Annotated in this window: 24 protein-coding genes; 6 read left to right on the forward strand and 18 right to left on the reverse strand. The window is 67.2% G+C overall.

Going from position 1 to position 17,835, the window contains the following annotated elements; all coding sequences use genetic code 11:
• Window positions 1–9: 9 nt before the first annotated feature.
• From KBY83_RS08570 to KBY83_RS08600, 7 genes are all read right to left on the reverse strand, one after another.
• Window positions 10–204, reverse strand: coding sequence for a hypothetical protein (locus tag KBY83_RS08570; protein ID WP_255019155.1), 195 nt, complete (start codon window positions 202–204; stop codon window positions 10–12).
• A 3-nt stretch (window positions 205–207) separates the two neighbouring features.
• Window positions 208–1,257: a hypothetical protein gene (locus KBY83_RS08575; RefSeq protein WP_255019156.1), complete on the reverse strand. Its 1,050-nt coding sequence runs from the start codon at window positions 1,255–1,257 to the stop codon at window positions 208–210.
• A 12-nt stretch (window positions 1,258–1,269) separates the two neighbouring features.
• Window positions 1,270–1,947 carry a hypothetical protein gene (locus KBY83_RS08580; protein WP_255019157.1) on the reverse strand — a complete coding sequence of 226 codons (678 nt, stop codon included), beginning with the start codon at window positions 1,945–1,947 and terminating at the stop codon, window positions 1,270–1,272.
• A 46-nt stretch (window positions 1,948–1,993) separates the two neighbouring features.
• Window positions 1,994–2,236: a hypothetical protein gene (locus tag KBY83_RS08585; protein ID WP_254942882.1), complete on the reverse strand. Its 243-nt coding sequence runs from the start codon at window positions 2,234–2,236 to the stop codon at window positions 1,994–1,996.
• Between the two features lie 80 nt (window positions 2,237–2,316).
• On the reverse strand, window positions 2,317–3,024 hold the full coding sequence (locus KBY83_RS08590) for a hypothetical protein (protein WP_255019158.1): 708 nt from the start codon (window positions 3,022–3,024) through the stop codon (window positions 2,317–2,319).
• Window positions 3,025–3,034: 10 nt separating this feature from the next.
• Window positions 3,035–3,469 carry a hypothetical protein gene (locus KBY83_RS08595; RefSeq protein ID WP_094592159.1) on the reverse strand — a complete coding sequence of 145 codons (435 nt, stop codon included), beginning with the start codon at window positions 3,467–3,469 and terminating at the stop codon, window positions 3,035–3,037.
• A 65-nt stretch (window positions 3,470–3,534) separates the two neighbouring features.
• Entirely contained in the window at window positions 3,535–4,443 is a 909-nt protein-coding gene (locus tag KBY83_RS08600; protein ID WP_261354021.1) for a major capsid protein, read from the reverse strand.
• Between the two features lie 261 nt (window positions 4,444–4,704).
• Here KBY83_RS08600 and KBY83_RS08605 point away from each other — a divergent pair, with 261 nt between their 5' ends.
• From KBY83_RS08605 to KBY83_RS08625, 5 genes are all read left to right on the forward strand, one after another.
• On the forward strand, window positions 4,705–4,905 hold the full coding sequence (locus KBY83_RS08605; protein WP_094592161.1) for a hypothetical protein: 201 nt from the start codon (window positions 4,705–4,707) through the stop codon (window positions 4,903–4,905).
• A gap of 96 nt (window positions 4,906–5,001) precedes the next feature.
• Window positions 5,002–5,745, forward strand: a complete 744-nt coding sequence (locus KBY83_RS08610; RefSeq protein ID WP_255019159.1) for a L,D-transpeptidase — start codon at window positions 5,002–5,004, stop codon at window positions 5,743–5,745.
• 51 nt (window positions 5,746–5,796) lie between these two features.
• On the forward strand, window positions 5,797–6,063 hold the full coding sequence (locus KBY83_RS08615) for a hypothetical protein (RefSeq protein ID WP_255019160.1): 267 nt from the start codon (window positions 5,797–5,799) through the stop codon (window positions 6,061–6,063).
• Between the two features lie 115 nt (window positions 6,064–6,178).
• On the forward strand, window positions 6,179–6,517 hold the full coding sequence (locus KBY83_RS08620; protein ID WP_255019161.1) for a hypothetical protein: 339 nt from the start codon (window positions 6,179–6,181) through the stop codon (window positions 6,515–6,517).
• A 488-nt stretch (window positions 6,518–7,005) separates the two neighbouring features.
• Window positions 7,006–7,224 (forward strand): hypothetical protein, encoded by a 219-nt coding sequence (locus tag KBY83_RS08625; protein ID WP_255019162.1) that lies wholly within the window; start codon window positions 7,006–7,008, stop codon window positions 7,222–7,224.
• A 41-nt stretch (window positions 7,225–7,265) separates the two neighbouring features.
• Here the strand turns inward: KBY83_RS08625 and KBY83_RS08630 are convergent, their stop codons facing one another.
• From KBY83_RS08630 to KBY83_RS08650, 5 genes are all read right to left on the reverse strand, one after another.
• Entirely contained in the window at window positions 7,266–7,541 is a 276-nt protein-coding gene (locus tag KBY83_RS08630) for a hypothetical protein (RefSeq protein WP_255019163.1), read from the reverse strand.
• Window positions 7,542–7,562: 21 nt separating this feature from the next.
• A complete protein-coding gene (locus tag KBY83_RS08635; protein ID WP_255019164.1) occupies window positions 7,563–8,522 on the reverse strand; it encodes a hypothetical protein in 960 nt (319 codons plus the stop codon).
• 69 nt (window positions 8,523–8,591) lie between these two features.
• Entirely contained in the window at window positions 8,592–9,764 is a 1,173-nt protein-coding gene (locus KBY83_RS08640) for a LysM peptidoglycan-binding domain-containing protein (RefSeq protein WP_255019165.1), read from the reverse strand.
• Between the two features lie 3 nt (window positions 9,765–9,767).
• Window positions 9,768–10,265 (reverse strand): hypothetical protein, encoded by a 498-nt coding sequence (locus tag KBY83_RS08645; protein ID WP_255019166.1) that lies wholly within the window; start codon window positions 10,263–10,265, stop codon window positions 9,768–9,770.
• A gap of 16 nt (window positions 10,266–10,281) precedes the next feature.
• On the reverse strand, window positions 10,282–11,871 hold the full coding sequence (locus KBY83_RS08650; RefSeq protein ID WP_255019167.1) for a DUF4055 domain-containing protein: 1,590 nt from the start codon (window positions 11,869–11,871) through the stop codon (window positions 10,282–10,284).
• A gap of 403 nt (window positions 11,872–12,274) precedes the next feature.
• On the opposite strand from KBY83_RS08650, the gene KBY83_RS08655 reads away from it, so the two are divergent.
• A complete protein-coding gene (locus KBY83_RS08655) occupies window positions 12,275–13,018 on the forward strand; it encodes a phospholipase D-like domain-containing protein (RefSeq protein ID WP_255019168.1) in 744 nt (247 codons plus the stop codon).
• A gap of 43 nt (window positions 13,019–13,061) precedes the next feature.
• On the opposite strand, the gene KBY83_RS08660 is transcribed toward KBY83_RS08655, so the two are convergent.
• The 6 genes from KBY83_RS08660 to KBY83_RS08685 form a co-directional block, all read right to left on the reverse strand.
• Window positions 13,062–13,763 carry a sigma factor gene (locus KBY83_RS08660; protein WP_255019169.1) on the reverse strand — a complete coding sequence of 234 codons (702 nt, stop codon included), beginning with the start codon at window positions 13,761–13,763 and terminating at the stop codon, window positions 13,062–13,064.
• Window positions 13,760–15,415, reverse strand: coding sequence for a terminase (locus KBY83_RS08665; RefSeq protein WP_255019170.1), 1,656 nt, complete (start codon window positions 15,413–15,415; stop codon window positions 13,760–13,762). The genes KBY83_RS08660 and KBY83_RS08665 overlap by 4 nt, the downstream gene beginning before the upstream one ends.
• Window positions 15,415–15,948 (reverse strand): hypothetical protein, encoded by a 534-nt coding sequence (locus KBY83_RS08670; RefSeq protein ID WP_255019171.1) that lies wholly within the window; start codon window positions 15,946–15,948, stop codon window positions 15,415–15,417. Before KBY83_RS08670 ends, KBY83_RS08665 begins: the two co-directional genes overlap by 1 nt.
• Complete coding sequence (locus tag KBY83_RS08675) at window positions 15,945–16,349, reverse strand: hypothetical protein (protein WP_255019172.1); 405 nt, start codon at window positions 16,347–16,349, stop codon at window positions 15,945–15,947. Before KBY83_RS08675 ends, KBY83_RS08670 begins: the two co-directional genes overlap by 4 nt.
• A 3-nt stretch (window positions 16,350–16,352) precedes the next feature.
• Window positions 16,353–16,700 (reverse strand): hypothetical protein, encoded by a 348-nt coding sequence (locus tag KBY83_RS08680; protein WP_255019173.1) that lies wholly within the window; start codon window positions 16,698–16,700, stop codon window positions 16,353–16,355.
• 97 nt (window positions 16,701–16,797) lie between these two features.
• A complete protein-coding gene (locus KBY83_RS08685; RefSeq protein WP_255019174.1) occupies window positions 16,798–17,511 on the reverse strand; it encodes a hypothetical protein in 714 nt (237 codons plus the stop codon).
• Window positions 17,512–17,835: the final 324 nt, after the last annotated feature.

Here is a 17,835-nt window from a genome sequence, read left to right on the forward strand (position 1 = left end):
CTCCTTCACTCAGGCCAGCTCGAACACCAACGTGGAGAGCGGCCACCAACCGCTGCCGCCCTCGTCGTAGGCCAGCTCCACCATGGGATCCTCCTCGGGCGTCTCAGCCGCAAGGCTGAGCACCGTGGCGCCGGCCTCTGAGCCGATCTGGTCACGCCAGCAACGCGAGCCAATCAATGGCAGGGGTGCCTTGGTGTCGGTCATGGTTCAGGGGCTCACCATCACCCGGTTGCCAGCGCCGCTGTTGCTCACAGCCACAAGCTGACGCCGCTGGGGTGACCAGCACAGCGAGCGCCAACCCAGATCAGCTGGGGAGCTGCGCACCATCCAGTTGAGGCCATCGCCGCTGGTCATGATCCGGTTGCCGGTGCCGCTGCTACTCACCGCCACCAACAGCTCCCGCTCCGGCGCCCAGCAGAGGGAGGTCCAGGCGTTGTCGGCTGCTGAGCTGCGGCTGCTCCAGCTGATCCCATCCGGCGAGGTCATTACTCGGTTGCCCTTGCCGCTGCTGCTCAGCGCCACCAGTAAACCCAACTCTGCTGCCCAGCAGATCGCCGTCCAGTTGTTGGTGGTGGCCGCTGTCCGCAGGGTCCAGTTGCGCCCATCGCTTGAGGTCATCACCCGCTGGTTGCCTCCGGTGCTGCTCACCGCCACCAGCAGCCCCAGCTGTGGGGCCCAGCAGATCGAGCGCCACTCCTGATCTGCAGCAGCTGCGCCTGCCGTCCACTCGATGCCATCGCTGCTGGTCATTACCCGGTTGCCTGTGCCACTGCTGGCGACTGCCACGAGCAGGCTCAGCTCGGGCGACCAGCAGATCGCGGTCCAGTTGTTGTTGGCTGGCGTCTGGCGCAGGGTCCAGCTGCGCCCATCCGGTGAGGTCATCACCCGATTCCCAAGGCCGCTGTCGCTGACGGCGACAAACAGCCCCAGCTCTTTGGCCCAGCAGAGCGCCACCCAGTTCTGATCGGCTGCTGATGGTTGGGGGCTCCAGCGGATGCCATCGCTTGAGGTCATTACCCGGTTGCCCGTGCCGCTCCCTGCTACGCAGGCGTAGAGCCCCAGCTCCGGCGACCAGCAGATCGCCTGCCAGCTGTTGTCTGCCGCCGAGCGCACAGTTGACCAGAGCACACCGCTAATAGCCAGCACTGGCGGCGGGTTCAGCAGCTCAGCCAATGCCACTGCCGGCAGCTGATAGGAGCCGGCCTGGGGCCCGGTGGTGCGGGTGATCGCCAGCAGGTCGCCTGGTTGGAGGGTCATCTGCTGCTGCGCTCAGGGCAGAGCTGGAAGGGTGCTCAGGTCCAGCGGCATGTAGTCGCCGGCCGGCTGGGCGGTGGCCATGGCTTCCTTGAGAGCTGCTGCATCGACGGCGGCACCATCGGTGCCGGCGATGAGGTCCTCGGCAGCCGCTAGGCGCAGCACGCCGGCAGCAGTGGTGGAGGCAGGCTCAACGCTGAGCAGCGGTTGGGCGGGATCGCTTTCATCAACGCTCAGTGGCGCAGCCACCTGGATACGGATCACGCCGGCGCCATCGGGGCCCAGGGCAGCGTTGGCACTCCAGTTGCTGCCGTCAAACAGCAGGAGATCCCCCTGGGCGATGTCCTGGCCAGCGATGCCGCTCCAGCTCGCCAGGGCAGGACCGCCGGCACTGGCCAAATACACGTCTCCAACAGCGGCATCGGCCGGGGCCTCCGCGGTGGTGGGGTCGATTGCACCCCGGTAGTGCAGTGCGCCGGGAATGGCGGCGTGAAGGGTGCCATCGGCATCCACGCTGAGGTTGGTGCCGGGTCTGATCGCCCCGATCGCCGCCGCTGTGGCGGGGGTGAGCATGAACGCTTTGACCTCATCAGCAGTCGCCCGGTAGGGCGTGCTGCCGCGCTGCACCAGCAGCAGGTCCGTGGGCTGGGGCAGGCCGCGGGGGGAAGTTCGGGTTTCGGTGCTGGTGGCCATCGGGATCAACGGTGAGAGGGAAGGGGGATGAAGACGGCGCCGGCGATCAAGGCGGCAGGGGGCTGAGCAGGCGCAGATCCAGTGCGATCACCACCACCCCATTGCGGTCGGTGGCACTCACCAGCGGCGCCAGGGCGTGCACTGCCTTGAGCCCACCGGACGGGGGTGGTTCAGGGGTGCCGCCGTCCTGCAGCTGGGCCTGGCCCAGGAAGATCACCCCCTGCGGCCGGCTGTTGCTGCGGCACCGGGCCGTCAGCTCGGCCAGCACGGCCGGATCGGGGGTGGCCATCGGCGCCAGGGCAGTGCTGCAGAGCTGTTGCCAGGCCCCAGCCAGGAATGCGCTGGCTGAGGCTGCGCTGGCTGCTGGGATCAGAGCAGGGCATCCCCCAGCTCCAGGGCCGCCAGATCGGCAGGATCGCTGCTGGCGACACCCGTGCCGTCGCTGGTGGCCGTGCTGCTGCCGCTGGCCTGGGCCTCCAGTGCCGTGGCCTGCTCCACCAGTTCGGCCTTGGTCTGGCCGCCATCGAGCTCCACGCCGTAAACGGTGGAGCAGAACTCGACGATCTGGGCCTTGGTCATGGCCTGGAAGTCGGTGGCCTCAGTGGCCAGCAGGGCTTCTCCGTCGCTGGTGGTGGTTGCCGCTGACTCCAGCGGCTCACCGGTGGGGGCGGGCTCATCTGCTGCCGGGGCGGGTTCCGGCGCTTCCGGTTGCTCGGGCTCGAGGTCCAGCGCATCCGCCAGCTCCGGTTCCGGCGCGTTGTCCCCGGAGTCCACCGGGACCGGCTCATCGCCGCCACTGGCTGGGCTGAGCAACTGCCAGCCCAGGGCCTGCCAGCCGGCCAGGTGCACCGGCCAGATCGAGCGGGTCGCACTGTCCTTGCCGATCAGCAGCTGGCTGGGCGGCAGCAGCGCTGCATCGCCTACACCTGGATCCGGTGTGACGTTGAGCCGCTGCTCCGGGCCCGAGAGGCGAACAGGCGTGGAGGCGGGGTTGCTGCTGTCGAGAGGCTGCAGCAGCTCCAGCGGCAGGGCCTCAGCTCCGGCCGCCACGTTGAGGGTGTCGAGTGGGTTGCCCATGGCGCTCACCTCACAGCCCCTGGTTGGCGGTGAGCGCCACGGTCATCCCGGCAGGCGTGCCAGGCGAAACCGTCGCCCGCGCCAGCCGCAGGCAGGGCGGCGTGATCAGTGCGCTGTCAGCCGGGTTGATCAGCAGGGCGGCGCCGCTGATGATCGCCTCGACCTTGCCGCCTGCGGCGGGGATGGCGACGGCCGCGGCGGTGATCCAGCTGCCGGCGTTGCCATCGGCCAGCAGCGGCGCCAGCTCCAGGGTCACCGTCACCGCCCCGCTATGGCCGGGGTGGGAAGCCACCAGCACAAAGGAGCTGGTGGCATCGAGATCGGTGCCGAGGTTGACGACATCACCGCTGCTGCGGGTGTGCTCGTAGCAGTCAGTGGCGGAGTGGTTGATCCAGCCGACGAGCACCGTCTGGGCGTCGAGCAGCCGGGTGGCTTGAGAGGTCATGGATGGAGCTCCTGGGGGAAATGAATGAGTGGTTCTGGGCAGTTCTCCTGGGTTGGGGCTGGCGTTCAGGGCAGTACCAGCGGCATCGGCGCCACGTTGAACAGGCGTGCGGCGGCCTTGCGGTTGCACACCGCAAAACCCACGTACCAATCCACACGCGTGCGGAACACCGGCGCGTCGTGCACCTCCCCGAAGTCCCGCACCGAGATCCCGTAGCGCCCCTCGAACGGGCCCTGCAGACCGCAGACGGCGGCATCCCCGAGCACGCAGCAGTAGATCGAGGTGGTGTCTCCCGGTTCGTCGTAGCCGAGCACAGCGTTGCCCTCGGCGTCCTCCTCCACCAGCAGGATCTCGATCCCCTCGAAATAGTGGCGGCCGTCAATGACCTCGTAGAGGTCGCCGCCGGCCTGACGGGAGGCGGTGCTGATCTGGCGGCGGGCGGCCTTGCTGGCGATCAGCACCTTGTCGCCGCCGTAGCCGATCACGCTGTCGGTGAGCGCCTCCAGCGCCAGCAGGTTGAGGGTGCTGCCGCCGTTGTCGATCGTCTGGTCCTCTCCAGGTGCCAGGCGCTTGCTCAGCCCGTTGAAGGCCCGCGGATCGAAGGTGTCGTCGCCATTGATGATCGCCGCCTCCAGCGTCAGGCGCATGGAGCGCACCTTCATCTCGGTCTGGGCGGCACGGGCCTCGGGGCCCTGCAGATCCACGATCGAGCGGTCCACATCCAGGTCGCCGCCGAACAGGTGCACGAACTCCGAATCGGAGTTGATCACCCCATAGCTCTGCCGGTAGCCCTCGTTGACGGCCCGGAAGCCGACGCGGGGGAGTTTCGTTTCGGCCGGGAAGCTCAGCGAGCCGCCCACCAGGTTGCGGAAGGGCAGGCGGCGCAGCAGCTCCCCCTCCGCAAAGGTCTTAAGCACCGCTAGCTGTTCGGCACGGCGGGCGTATTTCTGCGCCTCGATCAAGGTCAGGCCCAAGGGCACGCTCCCGGGGCCTCGCCCCAGTGACAACAGCAGCTGTTGCCAGGTGACCCACGCCTCAACCACCGAGGAGACAGAACCGTGGTGGCCCAGCTCCTGGTGGATCGGCTACGCGCAGCCCTCCTCATGGTCCGGGCGGCCTCAAGGGCTGACGCGAGTCAGCCGGACTGGTGCGTTGGCTGCGCTGCGCTCCGCATTGCAGAGGGGGCTGCCCCTTGACCCCGCCCGGCCTGCTTCGGGGTCTCCGCTACGCCTGCCATGGCTTCCGCATCCCGCACCCGCGCCTTCCGGCTCCTGAGCTCCCGCACCCTGGAGCTGCTCTGGGAAGAGGCCTCGGCCCACCGCCCTGCTCCTCTGGAGCGGCTGGAGCAGCTCTGCGCTGATCTGCTCTTTGAGCGCCAGGTGGCCACGCCAGCTTCGGTGCCGGTCTGGTGCCCCGAGAGCGAGCTGCCCTTCTGAGGGGGCGGCCCCGGCTGCAGCTGGGGCGCTCTCTTTGTGCCCGCAGCCGGCGGCCCCAAGTCAGCACTGGCAACAGGGCTCAGCAGCACAACGCCCATGGCCAGCCCGATGACCCCCGAGCGGTTCCAGGACCGCTTTGAAGCCTTTCGCGGTGAACCCCAGCAGGTTTCCGGCGTCTGGACCCTCCATGCCGCGATCAAGGCCCTGCCCGGCAGCGAGGCCGTCCTCGATGAGCAGGCCCCCTGGGCGCTCACCTTTAGCCAGAAACCCGCTGCGCCCCCGGCACCAGCAGGCCCCAGCGGCGGCCTCGATCCCCGCGGATCAGAAGAGGCCGGCATGGCCGGCCCCCAAAAGGCTGCCCCTGTCCAGCCCGGCGACACCTACCTGCTGGTGAATGACCGCGACCAGGACATGGAGGCCTACGACCACAGCGGCCAGTTCCTCTGGAAGATCCCCTGCCTGGCCCGCGGCCAATGCGCCGATACCGACTGGACCCAGACCAGCACCGATACGCCGCCTGGGCTCTACCGGCTCGGCCAGCTCTACGCGGACTACGAGCAGAACCCCAACCCGCCCTGCAGCGACACCGCCATGGCCTACGGCTGGTATTCCTTCGACATGGAGGAGCTGGAGGGCCAGGAGGTCAAGGTCGGCCGGGCCGGGATCATGCTCCACGGCGGTGGATCGGACTGCGGCTGGCCCGGGGCCTGGGCAGCGCAGCAGCCCCTGCACCCCACCCTCGGTTGCGTTCGCCTGCACAACGCCGATCTGCGCGACAAGGTGCTGCCCCTCTACCGCCAGGGCACCGTCTATCTGGGGGTCTTCCAGGAAAAAAAGTGACGGCGGCTCTGGTGCCGCCAGCTGAGGCCTGATCGCGAGGGAAGAGCAGCGATGGACTCAGGCCCACTGGCCCGACCGCCCAAGCCGCCGTTCGACCGCGAGCGGTTCGTCTTCAAGATCCTGGCGGTGGTGATCGGCACCCAGCTGCTGATCTATTCCCTTGCTGCCGGGGTCTGCGGGCAGCGGGCGTTGGAGGGGCGATCGATCGGGCAGATCTGCCCCGGCACGCTGGAGCAGCTGCAGGGCGGCTTTGATTCCACCCTCAAGCTGCTGCTGGCGCTGCTGGGCGGAGCAGCGCTGACGCGCATGGACCGGTAACGACTGGGAGCGAGCGGGGGGCTTGCTCCGGGCCTCTCCAGTCTGAGGCCCGTCCTGCGGCCGCGCCTCCGCTGGGATCGGTCCCGTCGCTGCGCCGCTCTTGGCGCCGATCACCATGGCCACGCTCTCATCTGCCGCTTCTCCGTTCTGCAGGCCTGAGGAGGATCCGTTCCTGCTGCTGGAGTCCTGCGGCAAAGCCATCGAATCAATCCTGCGGGGTCATGCCGGCCGGCCGCTGCGGCGCACCTGGATTGATCGGCCCTATGGAGAAGAGGAGATCTCCCGGCTGGAGGAAGAGGTGCTGCCAGCGATTCAGCTGTGCCTGGCGCGGATGGATGAGATCGATAGCGCCCTAGAAGCAGAAGCCCAGCTGAGCTACCGCCAGCAGGTGGAGGCAGAAGCCGCGTTGCGGCGGGGTGGGCTGCAGTGCAGTAGGTGCATGCCGGTCGTCTGATGGATGCTGCGGGGGCCCTGGGCCCCCTTTCGGCCTGCGCCGCTCAGCCTCTCGCGCCTGCTCGGGCTCCGCGGCTCTGGCCAGACGCTGTGGCAGCCGCAGGAGGGTGATCGCCACCAGGGATTGCCCGGCCACCAGCCAGACCGGGACCAATGACCCAGGCCACAGACAAACGGTGGCCGGGGTGCTGCAGAGCCGGCTAGCAGGGTGCCGCTGTGCGGCGGGCCGCATCAGATCTGACGGGAGCAGCTGGGACAGCCCTCGATCCCAGGAGAGCCAGCACCTCTGTTCACCGGGCGCGGTGGGATGGCAGCACGGCACTTGCACCGTTGCCACTGGAGGCTGGCTGGCTGGGCGGAGCGAAACCCCTCCGCAGCATGCCCCTACGGCTCGCGCTGGCCAGGGCTGACGCAAGGCTCGCTTTGCTCGCCCCTGGCCAGTGCTCACCTGCGGGGCGTCTGGTCGGTGTTCTCCGCTCCACCCCAGCCATGGCCACTCCCCAAGGCCCCGTCTGTGAAGTCCGCCTGCTTGTGGTTCACCGCTATCAGCCCGGCGTTCAGAAGCTCGGCTCCACTCCCTGTGAGGTCGAGTTCTTTGGCCGCCGCGGTAAGCCCGTCAAAAAGATGCGGCTGATCCCCGCTGAGAGGGCATTTGCCTTTGCCCGCAAGCTGCAGGGCACCCCCGGCTGCACCGTTTCGGTCTGCTGAGCCTGGGGGCTCAGGCCCGGCTGCCGCTTGGTGGCCGGGCCTTACAGCCAATGGCGGTAAGCACTCCGCTGCCGCCGAGCCCGGGCCTTGGCGCGAGCACTGCCGAACTGGGGGCTGGATCCGTCACGTCGCCGCCGCACCCAGACGCCACGGCGAATGAGCTGGCTGTCCTGGGGATTGGCGCGCCGGGCGGCCACGATCGCCCCATAGCCCTTCTTCTGCTTGTGCTGGGCGCGGGAGCGGGCCTGGCTGGCGCTGGCGGCCGGCACCACCGTGGCGGTGGATCGGTTGCGCCAGAACACCAGATACCAGGCCATAGCTCCCTCCCGGCGGGTTGATCAGCGCCGCGGTGCAGCCGCCCGGGGCGTGGTGCCTTTGACGGCCTCCAGGTAGAGCTCGGCGGTGCTCAGCGTCTGCAGATTCACCGCGCCGCCGTGCTCATGGCCCGTTTCAGGCACCGCAGCGGAATAGAGGCCACTGCGCTGCTGGAACAGGAAGCTGTACACCGGGTGGCGGCGCAGCTCCTCCATGTAGTCGCCATCGCTCAGGGCCACGCCATCGGCGGTGAGGGGCTGGCCCTTGCCGTCCACCGGCAGCAGCCGCTCGCGGCCGTCCACCTCGCCCAGCTGGAAGTGGCCGCCGCAGAGCGTCACAAATGTGTCAAAGAACGTCCCCCGCTCATCGCCACCGACGCGGCCCTCGGCCTCGGAGAACAGGCGCTCCATTAAGCGCTCCTTGCGCAGGTTCTGCACCTGGCAGCGGGCCTCGTCCCGTTCCTTTTCGACGCTACGCACGCGGCGCAGGTTGGCCTCGTTGAGCTGGCGCTCGCGCTCGCCCACCTGGCGCTCGAACTCCTCGCGCTTGCGTTCGGCGTCCTGCAGGCGGGCGTATTCGTCCGGGTTGATCTCCGAGAAGCGCGACAGCTGGGCGCGGGCCTTGCGGAGCTCCTTCTCGAGCTGGTTGCTGCGGCGGCGTTCGGCTCGCAGGGGATCAGCACTGCTGGGAGCAGCGGAAGGGGGGGCGTCGTTGTCGCCGCTGCCGCTGGCACCTGGGTCCTGGGGCAGGGAAAGGTCGAGGGTGTCGTCGCCATCAGCAGCATCCAGACCCGCATCAGCGGCGCCGTCGCTGTCGAGCAGGTCGGGGTCAGCGGCAGGTTGGACAGAGCCAGCAGATCCCTGGTTGGGCTGTTGCTGGTGCTGGCTGTAGCTCCGCCACGGAGCAGCCGGGGCCAGGGGGGCTGGAGCAGTCCCGCTGTTGGCGCTGCTGGAATCAGAGGAGAAGAAGGAGGAGGAGGGCATCACCCATCACGGCTGTGGTGCTGCGGGCGCCCCGTCCGGGCTGCGCTCGCTCTCCCTGTTGCCAGCTCCTCAAAAGCCCTGCTCAGGCAGCTCATCCAGCACGGGAGCAGAGCGCCGGGCTGGCAGGTAGATCCACTCCCCCGCCGGCAGCGGCGTCGAGGGCATGTAGCCAGGCACCAGCAACTGCATCCCCGGCTGGATGGGCGTGGTGGAGCGGTAGATGGGCAGCAGCAGGGTGGTGCCAGCCTGCAGCGGTTCCTCGCTGGGCCAGCTGCTCAGCTCCGGGTTGAACTGGCGCAGCAGGGAGAGGCTGAGGTTCTGGTCGGCCGCCACGCTGGTCAAGGTCTCACCTTCGCCGGTGACATAGGCCTCGCTCTGCTGCAGCTCCGGGTTGAGGCTGCGCAGCTTGCTTTCGGTGGTGCCATGGCGTCCGGCCAGCACCGCCAACGAGTCGCCCTCCACGGCGGTGATCGTCTGGGTGCTCTCCAGCTGGGAGTTGATCCGCCGCAGGGTGGCCACGGTGGTGCCGTAGCGCTCGGCGATCAGGTTCAACGTGTCGCCATCCCTGAGCACCAAGACGCTGTGGGGCCTGAGCACCAGCTGGATCGCCTCCCCCAGCAGCGGCTGCAGCAGCAGGCCGATGCCGCCGGGGCCGTAGTCCGCCCCGAAGTGCATCACCTGGCAGCCGGCGAACTGGGCCCGCCCGCCACTGGGAAGCCCGCCCTCAGGTTGCAGCAGGGCCAGATCCCCCAGCCACATCACACCCTGGCAGGGGGCCTGCACCGTGCCCAGCAGCGCTGGGTCCCAGGGCAATGGCGCCTCCTCGCGGAAGCCGGGTGTGCCCCAATCGAGCTCGGCCGACAGCCAGTCGAAGGTGTTGCTGGTGCTCACCGGCAGGGTCGCCGCACGGCAGAGGTAGCCGCGCAGCAGCACATCGCCGGGGTCGGTGAGCGCGGTGTCGTTGTAGCCGCTGACGATGCCGCTCTGCTCCAAGAAGCAGTCGATCACATGCCGGCGGATGGGAACCGGATTGCGGCTCTCGGGCCGGTCCACCTCAAACAGGCAGAGGCGGGCGTTGGCGTAGGGCTGTAGCGCCAGCCAGAGAGGTGAGGCCATCGCCGGCTGGGCCACCCGGCTGTCGATCGCCGGGGTGGCTGCGGGAAGAGATACCAGCTGGCCCCAGAGCGGCGCTCCCCGCAGGGGGTTGAGGCCCTGGTTCAGCGGTGAGAGGGGCTGCTCCATTACTCAGCTCCGCACCAGCGATCCCCGGAACGGGTCCGGGTTGCACTGGCGCCAGTTTTGGAGCCGCGGCAGCAGGAGCGCCAGCTGGCCGATGTGCTGACTGCGCTGCCGGTTCAGCACCACCGCCGGTGATGGGCCCGCGGGGTTCCACTCGCTCTCGGTTTCCTCCAGCAGCAGCTCGGTGGCGTACTCCACCACCGCCAACTTGCTCAGCGGCAGCGGGTTGGGCACGACGCCACCAGCTACGCCCTTGCGCCTGCTGCGCACCGGACTGTTCACCTCGGCCGGACTCAGCACCGCCAGCTGCTGGTCCAGCTCAGCAATGGCGTCGAGATGCCGCTGTGCTGTACAGGCACCTGTGGGGTAGTGGGTCTGCAGCTGGGCCATCTCCCGGTTCAGGGCCGCCAGGGCAGCACTGGTGACGGGGATGGACAGGGCGATGCGCAGGGCCTCGGCGTCGCCGGGTCGCCAGCTGCAGGTGGGTGGGGAGGACTGGGACATGTCCTCCTTTGCCAGCTCAGCCGCCACTGGCCGCGTTGGGCTGGCCCAGCCCCAGCTGCTGACGCAGCTCGGCGCCGTCGATCACTCCCCGCTCATGCAGCACCAGCCACTCCTGCACCGAGGGCTGGGGTTTGCGCGGCGGCTGGGGTGGCACCAGCGGGCAGATCTCCACGCTGCAGGCCGGTGTGTCCGCCAGCTTTTCGCCGGTGAGGCGGGTCCACTGGCGCAGCAGGGTGCTGAGCATCGAGCTCTTCTGGCCTGCAAGAGACTGCAGCACCGCAAAGCTCTGGCCGGCAGTCAGGGAAATCTCCAGCTCGGTGCGGGCTGGACCGTGGCCACCAGCAGGGATCAGGGCGTCACGGCGCATCGCTTCCTCCAGCTGCTGCAGGTAGGCCCGGTGCTCCGCCAGCGAGCGGGCCTCGATCTCCACCCACTCGAACTTGGCACCCTCAGGGAGGTCCATGAAGGAGGAGGTGGAGAGCACCAGACGTTGGGGGCGCTGACCCTCTGGTCCGCCGGTCGCAGCACCGGAACCCATGGCGCCATCACTGCGGCGGAAGCCGTAGGCATCAACCAGGCCGGTACGCACGCCTACCGGCAGGGCGGTGCGCGACAAAAGATCCTCGTAGTCGCTGCGGCAGCGGTAGTGGTTGAGGTACTGGTGTGCCAGGCCCAGGTGCGGGAGATCGCCCTCCCCAAAGGCGGTGCCATCCACCGAGTACCAGAGGGCCGGCAGGTCAAAGCGCTGCGGCAGCAGCGAAGGCTCACCCACCGGCACCACGTCGTAGCCATCCACGGCACCAGGGTTGGGGTCGGCCTGCCAGCTGCGCAGCACCAGGCCGTCATCCGTGACCGAGATGCTGCGGTAGAGCCAGGCCTGTGGATCGGGCACCAGGCCGCCGTGGGCGTCGATCACCACCGTGGGCACGGCGGCATTGCCGCTGGCGAACCGGGGCGGCAGGGCATGGCGGCGCGGTTCCCGCCAGACGATCTCCACAGGTCCCGACGCCAAAGCGCCGGTGGCGCCCTCGGTGGGGTGGCGCCAGTTGAGCAGGTCGCCCCGGGGCACCAGCTGCAGACGGGGCAGGGATAGCCGGTCCCCCTTGGCAAGCGCCTCCAGCCGGTCCCCTTCTGAAGGCCAACGGTGCTGGGGCGGCAGCTGCAGGATCAGGCAGCCGCCATCGCGCAGGGTGAGCAGGTCGGCCAGGAAGAGGAACACCCCCAGATCTGTGCCCTGGCCATCGACATCGGTGGCCACCCGGGTGAGGGAGTCGGGCAGCTCCTGCCAGGCCAAGCGCGACAGCATCCCGGCGTAGGTGCGTAGGGCGTCGCGATAGAAGCCGGTGGGGCGGGCTGCCTCCAGTCGCTTGAGGTAGCAGGTCTCAGGTTCTTCTATGCCGCGAGATAGATACAACGGCCGGCGGCTAGTGCCGTCGGGAAGCTCCAGCAGTGTCCAGCAGTCGTAGACCAGTTGCAGGCGGTCCCTCAGACCGCTGAGGGTGGGGTGTTCCCGCCAGGGGGGGTGGGCAGGAGCTTGGTGCTGCGCGGCTGGCGGAATGAAGGGTCTGCTGGGCGTGGTTGTCCTGCGGCGGCGGGTTGCTGGCACTGGCTGTTGGTGGAGTCAGAGCCATTGCCAGAGGGTGCAACGAGCCGCGAGGGGGGCCATGCAGGATTTGCATAATCCCGGCCAGGTCATCAGGACAGGCAGGGCGGGCTGACCGACGTACATGGGTTCAAATGCGGGTCCACACAAGAACCAGTCTTAATGAGCTAACTACCTGAGATTGGCTAGTACGCAGCGGGCCTAAAATCGAATCGGGAATAATCTTGGGCTCTCATGCGGGCCAGGAAGGGCCGGCGCACTGCTTGGCGAGAGTCCGCCCCAAATGGCTCCATGCATCTCGGCGCCCAACGCAAACCAAGGAGAATCACTAGCTTTGAGACTTTCGGATTTAACGCTAAATGCACTACAGCCCTTTGTGACTGGAGACGGTTCCCCGTCGCCTCGCATGACAGGACAGGACCTGGTTAAACTTTTTAATGCTGTCGGATTTGACGACGAATATATACACCAAGAAGGCGGGCTTCCGAGCGGATTGTCAAGGGGCAGCTACGCGCTTAAGCGACTAGAGGAGCTGAATGGAAAACCACAGCTCAAGACTCTGGTAGAAGCATTGGCGGATGTCAGAAGAGTAAGCAATCCCGACGAGATAGCGGCCCAGATTAATGCTATTATAAAGCATGATGGTTACAAGCTGGAAAAAGATGACTTGCAAATATACAAAATTACCGGCAAAGAGCTCGATGACCTCATTACTGTCGAGGCTCACTTCCAGGGGATCAAGACTCAGTTACTGGAATACATAGAAAGCGCCAGGTTCACTGTGTGGGTTGCCGTTGCGTGGTTCACGGATAAAGAGCTGGGCAACGCACTTAGAGAAAAACATATATTAGGCGTAAATGTTAGAGTCATTGTAAATGACGATGAAATAACAGGACTGAACGGACTAAAATTTGACGACAAAGGGATCGAATGCACCAAAGTGTCTCCGGGCTCGCCTTGGGGTAAAAAGTTAATGCACAATAAATTCTGCGTAATTGATCTGCGCACAGTTATCCATGGATCGTACAACTGGACTGGCAGTGCTCAATACAATAATGAAAGCATCATGATTACTGACAGCCGGGAAATAGCAGAAGACTTTGCGGCTCAGTTTATTGAACTCAAGAATCAGAAGACCACACAGCAATAGCATTGCGGCGGCGGCAGAAATCGCCGTGCCGGACATCTGGCCGTCACTCAACAGGAAAAGCAACCACCCGTACTGAGCATGCATCGACGATCTGAATCCACTGCTCGCGACCAATCCCTATTCGTACCAACATCTCGCCCACGCCAACTCCTGAGGTCAGCAAACGCTGCCCCCGCGCATGCAGCTCCCGCCAGGTCGGCGGCACCTTCAGCAGGAAGCCGTTGTCCCGCAGAAAGTGGGTGATCTCCCCATTGGCGTAGGTGCGCCCGTAGGGCCGGAATGGGCCTCGTGAGGGGTCGTAGCGCCGTGCCGCTTTGATCAGCCCGATCATCGCCAGCTGCCGCAAGTCCTCCTTCGGATGGACAGTGCGCCGAGCGAAGTTGCCGGCGATCTTCTCCGCCAAATCCATGTGTTCCAGCGCCAGGGCATCAGCAGCGGCATGAGGCCGTACCGGTCGTTCTCGCCGGGGCCTGCAACGCGGGGGCCGCTGACCCAGGCCTCTGGAGTGGTGACGCACTGGAGCCTGGAGACTGATCTCCAGCTGTTGCGCACGGGCATGGCACGCCGGCCGGCGAAAGCGCCTTTGCCGCAGCATTCTCTCCGCCCCAGCGGCATTGCCCACCAGCACCACCGTGAGCGGCAGCACCAGCTGCACAGCAGGAGGAGTCAGCAAGACAGGGCGTGGGCTCTCCACTGCGGAAGGCTTGGGATGTTCCCGCACCGCGGACACCATCGACTCGCTCACCGGCTCACCAGCAGCGGCGTCACCACCGGCTGGATGCCCTGGGCCTTCCAGTAACGGCCTTCCAGCCAGAGAGCGCCGTGGCAGAAGGCATCCACCAGGTCCTTGCTGCCCTTGGGGAAGCGAATCGCCTCCTCCACCAACGGCTGGGCGCGGTGGTGAAAGCGAATCTGCCCGGCCTCCACCAGGGGGGCAACGGCATGGGCGCGGGTTTCCTTGCTGCCTCTGGCGGTGATCGGCAGCATCCCCGGCACCCTGCGGCGAAGCGTCTGCAGCACCGCCGGACCGTTGGCGGCGTCCTCGATCAGCACGGCGTTGGGCCTGAGGGCCTGCTGCTCCAGCGCTTCCAGGCAACCCAACAGGAAGCGGATCACCTCCGGCAGGCCAAAGCGATGGCGGGCGGCCCAGAGCACCTCAATCTCCAACTCCTTTGGACCCGATGGACCCTGAGATTCACCCGATCGGGGGATGGCAGAGCGGGCTGGTGGTGCCAGCAGGCCGGCCAGGCAGAAGCCGCAGTAGTCGCTCTCTGCCTCCCCCTTGAAGCTCAGGTCACAGGAGAGCGCCAGCAGGGCGTACTGGCGCTGCGGGCCAGTGGCCGCTCCTGCGTCCTCGCGGGGGAAGGGCGGCCGGATCCACTGCCGCAGGAAGATCGATCCAGACGCTGGGCTGGGCCGCTGCTGGTACAGCGCCGCCCACCAGTAGGCACCAAGGCGAGCCCTGATCTTGAGCAGTTCCGGCAGGGGGAACCGCTCCGGGCAAAGGGCTTCTCCTGGCTGGCGCCAGTCGGGGATCAGGGTGCAGGTGGGCGGCAGCTTGGGCCGTTCGGTCGGGTCCTCGGCGATGGCCGGCAGGTCCAGCACGGTCCAGTGCTGCGGGGCCTCCCCCTGCTCCTGCTCGTTCAGCCAGCCGATCACGTCCTGGTGGTCCCAGCGGGTCAGCACCACCACTTGGGCCGAGAGATTCGGCTGCTCCCTCCCGTCCGGCCCCAGCACCGAGGCCGGCTCGGCGCGCGTCAGCCACACCGAGCGCAGCCAGTCGATCAGCTTCTGCCGCAGCGCAGGGCTGGCGGCATCACCAGGTCCTTTGTAAGGGTCATCGATGATCCCCAGGCTGTAGCCCTTGCCTGTGAAGGGGCCATCCACACCAGCCGCGATGCAGCCGCCGCGTTGGCGGGTCAGCCAGTTGCCAACCGCCGCCGAATCGCGGGCCAGCAGGTGCCCGGTCACCCGGTAGAAGTGGCGGGCCTCTCGGGAGTGGGCATAGGCCAGCTCCGCCGAGTACGAGGCAATCGCCGCGAAGAGCTGCGGGTAGCGCTGCAGGAAGTAGGCTGGGAACAGCTTTGACACCAGCAGCGATTTCCCGAGCCGCGGCTGACAGGTGACGATCAGGCGGCTGATCTGGCCATCGGCCACCTGCTGGAGCAGCTCGATCAGCACGTCAGCCCAGCGGTGGAAGCCGTAGCGGGGGTAGGCCTCGGCAATGAAGCTCCGCAGGCTCTGGGGTTCCGATGGCTCGGCAGCAGTGGCCGTTGGGAGGTGGAGGAGGCCGGCATCGCCCCAGGGGTCGAGCTCGCTCAGCAGCAGGCCGCCTTCAGCAGGGGCCTGTGGCGTGAGCACCGGTGTTGGTATCGCAGTGGCGGCGGTGCTCGCCATCATGCCCGTGGCTTCGGCGGCTTGATCGGTGCCCGCAGCAGACCGCCGATCTCGGCGATCACCCGGAAGGCGCCCACCGCCGCGTTGAACTGCTCGGCGTCCATCGCCCGCCTGGCGCAGTCATTGAGGGCAAAGATCTGCTCAGCCTGGTGGCGGCGCCGGTCAGAGATCAGCTCCTCGACCATCCGCTGCCGAGCCAGCGCCAGATAACGGCTCACCGTTTTGATGTTGGTGATTCCCCAGTTCTGGGCTGCTTTTTCCCTGATTACGGCCAGCGGCAGGCGTTGCGCGATCCACAGCTGCGCCTCAGCGATGCGGGTCTCCACCTCCATGTGGGTGGCACGGGGCTTGTGGGTTTTGCTGCGGCGGCCCCGCGGTGGGTTGCCCTTCCCCACCGGCCTGCTGGGGTCGGCGGCCGGCCAGATCGGGTTGCCGTCGTCGTCCTGCTGGGGCGGGGCAGCACGCAGCTCCTCCAGCGACTCAGTGCCTGGTTCTGAGCCAGCGACCGCCGCCTGTGGGTGCTCGGGGCTCATGCTCCACCTCCACTACTGGGCGGCAGATCAGGGAGCGCCGTCCCCTGGGGGGACTGCCTCAGGATCAGCCGCACGTAGGCGGCCCACTGCTCGGGGGTGAGCACCACCCGCCAGGTGCCGCCACGGAAGCGCACCAAGGTCGCCGCGAATCCCGCAGCGGCGTGCTCGGCCTGCAGGGCGGCCTCGTCTGGCTTGAGGCGGGCCGCTGCAGCGGTGTTGGCCCAGCTGGCCACCTGGATCACATGGGCCGGCACGCCATCGAGATCGCCGGTGTCACCGCCGGCAGTGGTGGTACGGCCGGCGCCGAGCTTGCGGCGCACCACCAGGCCCAACAGATCGCTCAGCAGTTGGGCCGCTTCCCGCTCGGCCGCATCCCCCTTGCGCTTCTGGGGATTGACCATCGTTCAGCTCCGGCCCGGCTTGATCGTCCAGAACGCCTTGCCGTGCTTCTCCGTGGCAGCGCCGGTGGCGACTGCCAGCCGCTGGGCCTCCTTGAGGGCCTGCTCCTGCTGTTGCAGCGGCTCGGGGTAGGCGTAGCTGGTGCGCCCGACCGACCAGGAGAAGCTGCAGCCGTTGTGGGAGAAGGAGGCATCCAGCTCGCCAGCCTCCAGGGCCCCGCTGAGCTGCTCCAGCAGCGGGGAGAGCTCGGCCTCGATCGCCTTCAGCTGCAGTTTGAGGACCGTGATGCGATCGAGCAGTGCGTCGAGAGCGGCGCCAGCCATTGGGGAAGAGCTGGCGGTGGTGGCAGCCATCAGCAGAGCCAGCAAGGAGCGAAGAGGCGCAGGCAAGAAGCCCCCGCAACAAACCATAGCGGCTCGATAGTCCGAATAGATGAGTTCGGACAGTGCATCACCACGGCCGGAACCTGCTCGCGTAGCCCGCCCACGTCGCTGCCCAGGCCGCCAGGCATTCCTCGCGGGAATAGAGCGGCGAGAGGCGGGTCTCCCCCGGCCGGGCCCAGATCGTCTGGCCGGCGTCGTAGTGCACACCCCAGGTGGCTTCCAGGGCCATGTAGCCGCCCAGCTGGGCGCGGGTGCAGTAGCTGCCCGAGCCGGGCCGCGAGAGGGTCTTGAGGTCGGCGAGCACCCGCAGGCCGCTGGCGTGCTGGATGTAGCCGGTGTCGTAGGTGCCGGCCAGGTTGCGGATCAGGCAGCAGGTAGGCCGCTCTGAAGCGATCACCGTCACCTGGCGCCAGTGGGGGTGGGCCAGCAGCGGCTCGATCCAGTCCCGGTAGTCGCCAGAGCGCAGGTGCTGGAGCTGCTCGTTGGCCCGCTGCTGGTGTTGGGGCAGGGGATGGAAGCGCGCCTTGAGCAGGGCCTCCAGCGCCAGGTGCACGGTGTGGCCCCGCGGCTCCCAGACGTGGCGGGTGGCCTCGATGCGGGCCATCGCCCAGTCGCTCTTGGCTGAGCCGACCACGCCGGTGACGGACACGGCGAACAGGTGGTCCCCCAGCCAGTAGCGGTGCTCCGGGTCGGTGCGCCGCAGACCTGGGATCGATGGCAGCCAGTCGCTGGGGCCAGCGACAGCAGCGCAGCTGGTTGGGGTGGAAGAACGCCTGATCACCAGAACCTCACGTGATACACCAAAATCGTTCAATTCTTTGCAATCCCCTCTGGCGCAGTGCATCTGGGGCGATCTGGGCCCAGCGCAATCTTTGAAATCTTTGACGATCTTTGCCCCCCGACAGCCAGGGACGACACCCATGAAAGATTCGAAAGATCGTCAAAGAAAACACACCCGCGAAATCGCTAAGAACGACTGCGGCACAGTCGATGGGAAAGAAAGCAAAGATTCCAGCCCCTGTACGACGAGCGTTCACGCCAGCGGCGTCGCGATGCTCATGCCCTGTGGTGGCAGCAAAGATTCGAAAGTTTGCCAAAGAAAACA

It is taken from the genome of Cyanobium sp. WKJ7-Wakatipu, from assembly GCF_024345355.1.
Classification (GTDB): Bacteria; Cyanobacteriota; Cyanobacteriia; order PCC-6307; family Cyanobiaceae; genus Cyanobium_A; species Cyanobium_A usitatum.

Bases quoted from the DNA above. Each gene is read 5' to 3' on its own strand.
- KBY83_RS08570 (WP_255019155.1), bottom strand. From the start codon at position 204: ATGACCGACACCAAGGCACCCCTGCCATTGATTGGCTCGCGTTGCTGG.
- KBY83_RS08575 (WP_255019156.1), bottom strand. From the start codon at position 1,257: ATGACCCTCCAACCAGGCGACCTGCTGGCGATCACCCGCACCACCGGG.
- KBY83_RS08580 (WP_255019157.1), bottom strand. From the start codon at position 1,947: ATGGCCACCAGCACCGAAACCCGAACTTCCCCCCGCGGCCTGCCCCAG.
- KBY83_RS08585 (WP_254942882.1), bottom strand. From the start codon at position 2,236: ATGGCCACCCCCGATCCGGCCGTGCTGGCCGAGCTGACGGCCCGGTGC.
- KBY83_RS08590 (WP_255019158.1), bottom strand. From the start codon at position 3,024: ATGGGCAACCCACTCGACACCCTCAACGTGGCGGCCGGAGCTGAGGCC.
- KBY83_RS08595 (WP_094592159.1), bottom strand. From the start codon at position 3,469: ATGACCTCTCAAGCCACCCGGCTGCTCGACGCCCAGACGGTGCTCGTC.
- KBY83_RS08605 (WP_094592161.1), top strand. From the start codon at position 4,705: ATGGCTTCCGCATCCCGCACCCGCGCCTTCCGGCTCCTGAGCTCCCGC.
- KBY83_RS08610 (WP_255019159.1), top strand. From the start codon at position 5,002: ATGGCCAGCCCGATGACCCCCGAGCGGTTCCAGGACCGCTTTGAAGCC.
- KBY83_RS08615 (WP_255019160.1), top strand. From the start codon at position 5,797: ATGGACTCAGGCCCACTGGCCCGACCGCCCAAGCCGCCGTTCGACCGC.
- KBY83_RS08620 (WP_255019161.1), top strand. From the start codon at position 6,179: ATGGCCACGCTCTCATCTGCCGCTTCTCCGTTCTGCAGGCCTGAGGAG.
- KBY83_RS08625 (WP_255019162.1), top strand. From the start codon at position 7,006: ATGGCCACTCCCCAAGGCCCCGTCTGTGAAGTCCGCCTGCTTGTGGTT.
- KBY83_RS08630 (WP_255019163.1), bottom strand. From the start codon at position 7,541: ATGGCCTGGTATCTGGTGTTCTGGCGCAACCGATCCACCGCCACGGTG.
- KBY83_RS08635 (WP_255019164.1), bottom strand. From the start codon at position 8,522: ATGCCCTCCTCCTCCTTCTTCTCCTCTGATTCCAGCAGCGCCAACAGC.
- KBY83_RS08640 (WP_255019165.1), bottom strand. From the start codon at position 9,764: ATGGAGCAGCCCCTCTCACCGCTGAACCAGGGCCTCAACCCCCTGCGG.
- KBY83_RS08645 (WP_255019166.1), bottom strand. From the start codon at position 10,265: ATGTCCCAGTCCTCCCCACCCACCTGCAGCTGGCGACCCGGCGACGCC.
- KBY83_RS08655 (WP_255019168.1), top strand. From the start codon at position 12,275: ATGACAGGACAGGACCTGGTTAAACTTTTTAATGCTGTCGGATTTGAC.
- KBY83_RS08665 (WP_255019170.1), bottom strand. From the start codon at position 15,415: ATGGCGAGCACCGCCGCCACTGCGATACCAACACCGGTGCTCACGCCA.
- KBY83_RS08670 (WP_255019171.1), bottom strand. From the start codon at position 15,948: ATGAGCCCCGAGCACCCACAGGCGGCGGTCGCTGGCTCAGAACCAGGC.
- KBY83_RS08675 (WP_255019172.1), bottom strand. From the start codon at position 16,349: ATGGTCAATCCCCAGAAGCGCAAGGGGGATGCGGCCGAGCGGGAAGCG.
- KBY83_RS08680 (WP_255019173.1), bottom strand. From the start codon at position 16,700: ATGGCTGCCACCACCGCCAGCTCTTCCCCAATGGCTGGCGCCGCTCTC.